The organism is Streptomyces solincola, assembly GCF_002982015.1.
Classification (GTDB): Bacteria; Actinomycetota; Actinomycetes; order Streptomycetales; family Streptomycetaceae; genus Streptomyces; species Streptomyces solincola.
Genome location: NZ_PVLV01000126.1, coordinates 1 through 7,173, shown reverse-complemented (window position 1 = coordinate 7,173; position 7,173 = coordinate 1). Strand labels below are relative to the sequence as shown.

4 protein-coding genes and 1 pseudogene are annotated in these 7,173 nt (G+C 73.3%); 4 read left to right on the top strand and 1 reads right to left on the bottom strand.

Annotation, left to right across the window (positions count from 1 at the left end; all coding sequences use genetic code 11):
* The 3 genes from C6N75_RS30615 to fxsT all read left to right on the top strand — a co-directional run.
* The coding region (locus tag C6N75_RS30615; RefSeq protein ID WP_181160426.1) for a hypothetical protein at positions 1-261 on the top strand (261 nt) is incomplete at its 5' end.
* A 123-nt stretch (positions 262-384) separates the two neighbouring features.
* Complete coding sequence (locus C6N75_RS10355; RefSeq protein WP_258177322.1) at positions 385-1,707, top strand: TIR-like protein FxsC; 1,323 nt, start codon at positions 385-387, stop codon at positions 1,705-1,707.
* Complete coding sequence (gene fxsT / locus C6N75_RS10350) at positions 1,704-5,639, top strand: FxSxx-COOH system tetratricopeptide repeat protein (RefSeq protein WP_105868585.1); 3,936 nt, start codon at positions 1,704-1,706, stop codon at positions 5,637-5,639. Before C6N75_RS10355 ends, fxsT begins: the two co-directional genes overlap by 4 nt.
* Positions 5,640-5,654: 15 nt before the next feature.
* Here fxsT and C6N75_RS10345 read toward each other — a convergent pair whose 3' ends face one another.
* Positions 5,655-6,530 (bottom strand): alpha/beta fold hydrolase, encoded by an 876-nt coding sequence (locus C6N75_RS10345; RefSeq protein WP_105868584.1) that lies wholly within the window; start codon positions 6,528-6,530, stop codon positions 5,655-5,657.
* Positions 6,531-6,880: 350 nt separating this feature from the next.
* On the opposite strand from C6N75_RS10345, the pseudogene C6N75_RS10335 reads away from it, so the two are divergent.
* A pseudogene (locus tag C6N75_RS10335) lies at positions 6,881-7,173 on the top strand (S1 family peptidase); the annotation flags it as partial.

Here is a 7,173-nt window from a genome sequence, read left to right as displayed (position 1 = left end):
GTGGCCGCGCCCTGGGGCGGGGGAGCGGCGCCGGTCTCGGAGCTGCTGGCCGGGGCGTACGAGCGGGCGGCGCTGGCCGCCTACGACGCCGGGCGCGGCCACGGCGGGCGCGGCCACCGCGAGCAGGCCGAGCGGGCGCTGGACCTGCTGGAGGGGGCGGCCGAACTGACCACCGGCGGCAAGCTGTTCGCCGCCGGGGTGCGCAAGGAGCTGCACGACATCCGGGAGGTCTCGAACAGCCCTCGTACGCTGTCCGGTTGACCGAAAAGCGGCGGGGAATGACCGAACAAGGGGGGAGCGGTCGACGGCCGCTCCGGAATGATGGATCAGCTCGCACCCTCGTGCCCGGGGGACCGGGCGGTCACGGAGGGACGGGGGTCGTGGGTGACGTCACCGCAGCGCCGAGCGGCTGACCATCGGCCGTACTTCTTCCTCAGCTACGCCCACACCCCCCGCTACGCGGCCGGCGGCCCCGACCCCGACATGTGGGTGGAACGCCTCTACCGCGACCTGTGCGGCCATGTGATGGCGATGACCGACCTCCCGGCCGGCGCCTCGGCCGGCTTCATGGACCGGGAGATACGCTCCGGCGAGGGCTGGTCCGAACGGCTCGGGGAGGTGCTGGCCACCTGCCGGGTGTTCGTGCCGCTGTTCTCACCCCGCTACTTCGCCAGCGAGATGTGCGGCAAGGAGTGGTACGCCTTCGCCACCCGGGCGATCTACCACCACGCCCGGCACAACCGCCCCGCCGAGGCCATCGTCCCCGCCCTGTGGGTGCCCGTCCCGCCCGAGCAACTGCCCGGCCCGGCCGAGCGGTTGCAGTTCAACCACCGCGACTTCGGCGACCGGTACGTCACCGACGGACTGTACGGGCTGATCAAGCTGCGGATATTCGCCGAGGAGTACGAGCGGGCCGTCTACGAGCTGGCCAAGCGCATCGTGGCGGTCGCCGACACCGTCGGCATCAGCCCCGGCCGCCCCGTCGACTACCGGGCCGCGCCCAGCGCCTTCGGGACCTCCGGGCGCGGGCCCCGCCCGCTGAAGGTCACCGTCGCCGCGCCCACCCGGCACGACCTGCCCGAGGGGCGCGAGTCCGACTACTACGGCGAGTCCGCGCAGGACTGGAACCCCTACCACCCCGAGGCCGCCCGGCCGCTCGCCTACGTCGCCGAGGACCTGGTGCGCTCGCTGAACTACCAGGCCACCGTGGCCTCCTTCGACCACGACTCCGGGCCGGGCGACGCCAAGGCGCCGCCCGCGCAGCCGGAGATCCTGCTGCTGGACCGCTGGGCGCTCAAGGACGACGAGCGCCGCGCCCGGCTCGCCGCCATGGACGCCGAGCACCGGCCCTGGGTCAGCGTCGTCGTCCCGCGCAACCCGGCCGACCACCAGGACCGCGCCCACGACGCCGAACTGCACCGCGCGCTGGAGCAGACCCTGCCGGTGCAGACCGGCCAGGGCCGCCCGGCCGGCCGGGCGGCCGCCCGCGGCGTACCGAGCATGGAGGCGTTCGGCCAGATCCTGCCGCAGGTCGTGGAGGCCGCCGCCCAGCAGTACCTGCGGCACGCCGCCGTCTACCCGCCGGCCGGCGGACGCCACACCGAGCGGCCGCGGCTGCGCGGCCCGATGGCCCACGAGCACGGCACCACCCAGCACGCACTGCCGGAGACGCACGCAAGCGCACCCGACGCGGAGGACCTCGGATGACAGCCGGTCGTGACGGACGGATCATCACCTTCTACTCGTACAAGGGGGGCACCGGGCGGACCATGGCGCTGGCCAACACCGCCTGGATACTCGCCGCGAACGGCAAACGGGTGCTGGCCGTCGACTGGGACCTGGAGGCGCCGGGCCTGCACCGGTTCTTCCACCCCTTCCTCGACCCCTCCACGCTGGGCGCCACCACCGGCGTGATCGACCTGATCACCGAGTACGCCTGGGCCGCCACCAGCCCCGTCCAGCGCCCCGACGACTGGCACCGCGACTACGCCCGCGTCCAGCCGCACGCCGTCTCCCTCGCCCCCGAGGCGCTGGGCTGGAGCTTCCCCGACGGCGGCACCCTGGACTTCGTCTCAGCCGGCCGGCAGAACCGCGAGTACAGCGCCACCGTCTCCACCTTCGACTGGGACAACTTCTACGACCGGCTCGGCGGCGGCCACTTCTTCGACGCCCTGCGCGAGGACATGAAGGCCGGCTACGACTACGTCCTCATCGACAGCCGCACCGGCCTCAGCGACATCGCCGACATCTGCACCGTGCACCTGCCCGACGCCCTGGTGGACTGCTTCACCCTCAGCGACCAGTCCATGGACGGCGCCGCCGCCGTCGCCCGGCAGATCGCCGAGCGCTACGGCGGCCGGGGCATCCGGATCTACCCGGTGCCGATGCGCATCGACGAGGGCGAGAAGGAGAAGGCCGACGCCGGCCGGGCGCTGGCCCGGCTGAAGTTCGACGGCTTCCCCACCGGCATGGCCGGCGACGAGCTGGCCGCCTACTGGGGCGCGGTGGAGATCCCCTACCGCCCCTACTACGCCTACGAGGAGACGCTGGCCACCTTCGGCGACGACGCCGGCATCGCCAACTCGCTGCTCTCCGCCTTCGAACGGCTCACCGCCGTGGTCACCGAGGGCCGGGTCACCGCCATGCCCGCCATCCCCGAGGAGGTGCGGCTGCGGGTCCGCGACGCCTTCACCCGCCGCCGCCCCGCGCTGCCCGCCGACCTGTTCCTGTCCTACGTGGCGGAGAACCGCATGTGGGCCGACTGGGTCGAGTCGGTGCTCACCCGGGCCGGCTTCCGGGTGGTGCCCCGGGACGTCTCCGCCGACCCGGCGGTCACCGGCTCCGACCCGCGCGAGGCCGCCGAGAACGCCGCCCGGACGGTGGTGCTGCTCTCCGCCGCCTACCTGAAGTCCGCCCGCGCCGTGCAGGTGTGGGAGCGGGCCGCCGCCGAGGACTCCGCCGCCGGCCGCCGCCACCTGCTGCCGGTCCGGGTCGGCGACGTGCGCCTGACCACCCCGTACATCGACCGCAACCCGGTGGACCTCTTCCGCTTGGACGAGGTGCACGCCACCGCGGCCCTGCTGCGCGCCCTGGACCGGCCCGCCGCCCCGCTGGGCGAGGGCGTGCCGCCCGGCCCGCGCTTCCCCGGCACCGTGCCCAAGATCTGGAACGCCCCGCCGCGCAACGCCGGCTTCACCGGCCGCTCGGTGGTGCTGGAGCGGATGCGCGACCAACTGGGCGGCGGCATGGCCGTGGTGCTGCCGCAGCCGCAGACCCTCTACGGCCTCGGCGGCGTCGGCAAGACCCAGGTCGCCCTGGAGTACGTGCACCGCTTCATGGCCGACTACGACCTGGTGTGGTGGATCTCCGCCGAGCAGACCGACGACGTCATCGCCTCGCTCGCCGAGCTCGCCGTCCGGCTCGGCGCCCAGGGCGGCGAGGACATGGCCTCCGCCTCCCAGGAGGCGGTGGACCTGCTGCGCCGCGGGGTGCCCTCGCACCGCTGGCTGCTGGTCTTCGACAACGCCGACGACCCCGACCGGCTCGGCCGCTTCTTCCCCAGCGGCGGCCACATCCTGGTCACCTCCCGCAACCAGACCTGGTCGCAGTACGGCGACGCGCTGCCCGTCGACGTCTTCCTGCGCGAGGAGTCCGTCGAGCACCTCCAGCGCCGGGCCAAGGGGCTGGGTCCGCGGGACGCCGACCGGGTCGCCGAGGCCGTCGGCGACCTGCCGCTGGCCGTCGAGCAGGCCGCCGCCTGGATCGCCGAGACCGCCACCCCCGTCTCCACCTACCTGGAGCAGCTGGAGGGCGCCGCCGCCCGCACCCTCGCCCTCAACCAGCCGGCCGGCTACCCCGAACCGGTCGCCGCCACCTGGAACGTCTCCATAGAGCGCCTCCAGGAGCGCTCACCGGCCGCCGTGCGCCTGCTCCAGCTCTGCGCCTTCTTCGCGCCCGAGCCCATCCACGCCAACCTCCTCTACAGCAAGGAGATGATCGAGGAGCTGAAGCCCTACGACGCCTCCCTCCAGGAGAAGCTGGTGCTCGGCCGGGTGATCCGGGAGATCGGCCGGTTCGCGCTGGCCAAGGTCGACCAGGTCTCCAACTCGATACAGCTCCACCGCCTCGTCCAGGCGGTCATCCGCTCCCAGCTCTCCGAGGACCAGCAGCGCGAGGCCCGGCACGCCGTGCACCGCATCCTGGCCGGCGCCCGCCCGGACGACGACGAGCCGATCGACAACCCGGAGACCTGGCCCCGCTTCGCCACGATCTGGCCGCACCTGACCACCTCCGAGGCCCGCTACTGCCGGGAGCCGGAGACCCGCCGGCTGCTCATCGACCGCGTCCGCTACCTGTGGAAGCGCGGCGACATCCAGAGCGCCTGGGCCCTCGGCTCCGAACTGCGCGACGCCTGGCGCGAACTGCTCGGCAACGACGACCTCCAGTACCTCTACCTGCGCTTCCACCTCTCCAACATCCTGCGCACCCAGGGCCGCTATGTGGAGGCCAAGGAACTGGACGAGGAGACCCTGGAACGCCAGCGCCGGGTGCTCGGCCCCTCCCATCCGCACACCTACATGACCACCAGCGGCCTCGCCATGGACCTGGGCACCCTCGGCCAGTACGGCCAGGCGATGGAGCTGGCCACCGAGGCGCACGAGGGCTTCAACCAGATCTTCCACGAGTCCCACCCGCGCACCCTGGCCGCCGCCAACAACCTGGCGCTCAACCTGCGGATGGTCGGCCACTACGCCCGCGCCCGGGAGATCGACCAGGACGTCTACGACCGGCGCACCGAGGTGCTCGGCCCGGACCACCCGTACACCCTGTCCTCCGCCGCCTCGCTCGCCCGCGACCTGCGCGAGGTCGGCCGCTACGAGGACTCCGTCGCGCTCCTCGCCCGCACCTACGACAGCTACAAGCGCACCCTGGGCCGCACCTTCCCCGGCACCCTGGCCGCCGCCAAGTCCCTCGCCGTCTCACTGAGGAAGGCCGGCCTGCTGGAGGACGCCCGGCGGCTCACCACCGCCACCCGCAACCGCTACCAGGCCAAGTACACCTCCGCCAACCCCGACTCGCTGGCCTGCGACCTCAACCTCGCCGCCGACCTGTACGCCGCCGGGGACCCGGTCGCCGCCCGGGACACCGCCCAGGAGGTCGTCGACCAGTACACGAAGGTGCCGGGCGAACGGCACCCCTACACCCTGGCCGCGCTCAACAACCTCGGCATCTACCAGTGGGGCTGCGGATCGCCCGAGGACGCCGAACGGCTGCTGTCCGTCACCCTGCGGGTGACCACCGAGGTCCTCGGCGAGCGCCACCCCCATGTGCTGTTCTGCACCGTCAACCTCGCCAACGCCAAGGCCGACCTGGGCGAACTGGAGGAGGCGCTGGCCATCGAACGCCGCGCGGTGGCCGCGCTGCGCGAGGTGATGGGCGCCCACCACCCCGAGGTGCTGGGCGTCGCCTCCAACATGGCCGTCACCCTGGGCGCGCTGGGCCGTAAGGACGAGGCGGCGCTGCTGCGCACGGAGACCGCCGAGGAGCTGGCCCGACTGGTCGGCGAGGACCACGCGCTGACCCGGATGGCCCGCGACGAGCGCCGGGTGCACCGGGACCTGGAGCCGCTGGCGGTGTAGCCCCTCAGCCGCTCGTCAGGCGTCCTCGGTCTCCAGCAGCCAGGTCAGCACCCGGGGCAGCGCGTGCAGGGCGTCGAAGTGGGCGGCGGACGGCTCCAGCACGGCCGTCGCCCCCGGGATGCGCTCGGCCAGCCAGCGGGCGTGCCCGACCGGCGAGAACACGTCCTGCTCACCGTGCCAGAGCAGCACCTCGCCGGGGATGTCCGCCGGGTCGAACCCCCAGGACATGCAGAACGCCAGCGCGTCGTCGATCCAGCCCCACGCCGAAGTGCGCAGCGCCTCCTGGTAGTTGCGCAGCAGCATGGAGCGCACCCCGGCGTCCGCGACCACCATCCGGTCCGAGGCGGTCAGCTCCCGGCGCAGGTCGTCCAGGAGCCGCACCGGGTCCTGCCGGATCGCGTCCGCGCGCGGGGTCAGCCGGTCGGCCACCCCGCCCGGGTCGAGGGTGGCGGCCGTGTACTCGCTGACGTTGAAGGCCGTCATGCCCGCGAACCAGTCGAGCCCGTCGGCGTCCGGCGGCGCCAGCGTCACCAGTGCGGCCGTACGGGTCACCCGGTCCGGCAGCAGCGCCGCGCAGGCCAGCGCGTGCGGGGCGCCGCCGGAGCGGCCCACCACGGCGAACCGTTTCAGCCCCAGGGCGTCCGCGATCACCGCCACGTCCTCGGCCACCGAGGCCACCGACCGGCCCGCGAGCCGGTCCGAACCCCCGTACCCGGGCCGGTCGTAGGCGATGAGCTGCATACCGCGCTGGTAGAGGACCATGCCGCGCGGGGCAGGCCCGAGCCTGCTGCCCGGTGTCCCGTGCAGCAGGAAGACCGGTCGTCCCTGCGGGTCCCCCAAGCGCTCCACCATCAGATGCCGGCCGTCCGCCGCGCGCACCCGACCTCGCACGCCCCCGCCTCCTTCAGTCGAGCTGATCCGATGATGGCCCATCAGCCGGGCCGCCGGGAGGGCGCGTCGGGGCGGAGGGGTGCGCGGCGGGGGCGGCCGCCGGACCGTGCGGTCCGTACCTTTCCCGGAGCGGTGTTCCCGCATCCCGTGAAGATTGCGAACCGTAACTTCCGGTAAGGGCCCGACCGGTGACCGCCTCGGGGCCAGGCCGTGAAGGTCGAGTGCCCGTCCGGTGCCCGTCCTTGTCTGCTACTCGGCGGTATCGGAATAGTGAGCGGCCCATCCTCCGTGCCACCCGGCGCCCCACGCACCGGTTTGGCATGGCCCCCACAGGAAGGCGAAAGACGGACATGACCCACAGGCGTGGTTCGAAGAAGCGGATATTCGTGGCGGGCGGAGCCGTGGTGGCTCTGGTCGGTGCGGGTGTGACGGTGCAGAGTGCGAGTGCGAGTGAGGACACCGGGGCGCGGGTGTTGTCGGTGTCGGCGGCGGGGTCGTTGTCGGCCTCGTTGCAGCGGGATCTGGGTGGTGGGGCGGCGGGTGCGTTCTATGACGCGTCGGCGCGCAAGCTCGTGGTGAACGTGGTGGACGAGGCCGCGGCGAAGAGGGTGCGGGCGGCGGGCGGTGAGGCCAGAATCGTGGA

Bases quoted from the DNA above. Each gene is read 5' to 3' on its own strand.
- fxsT (WP_105868585.1), top strand. From the start codon at position 1,704: ATGACAGCCGGTCGTGACGGACGGATCATCACCTTCTACTCGTACAAG.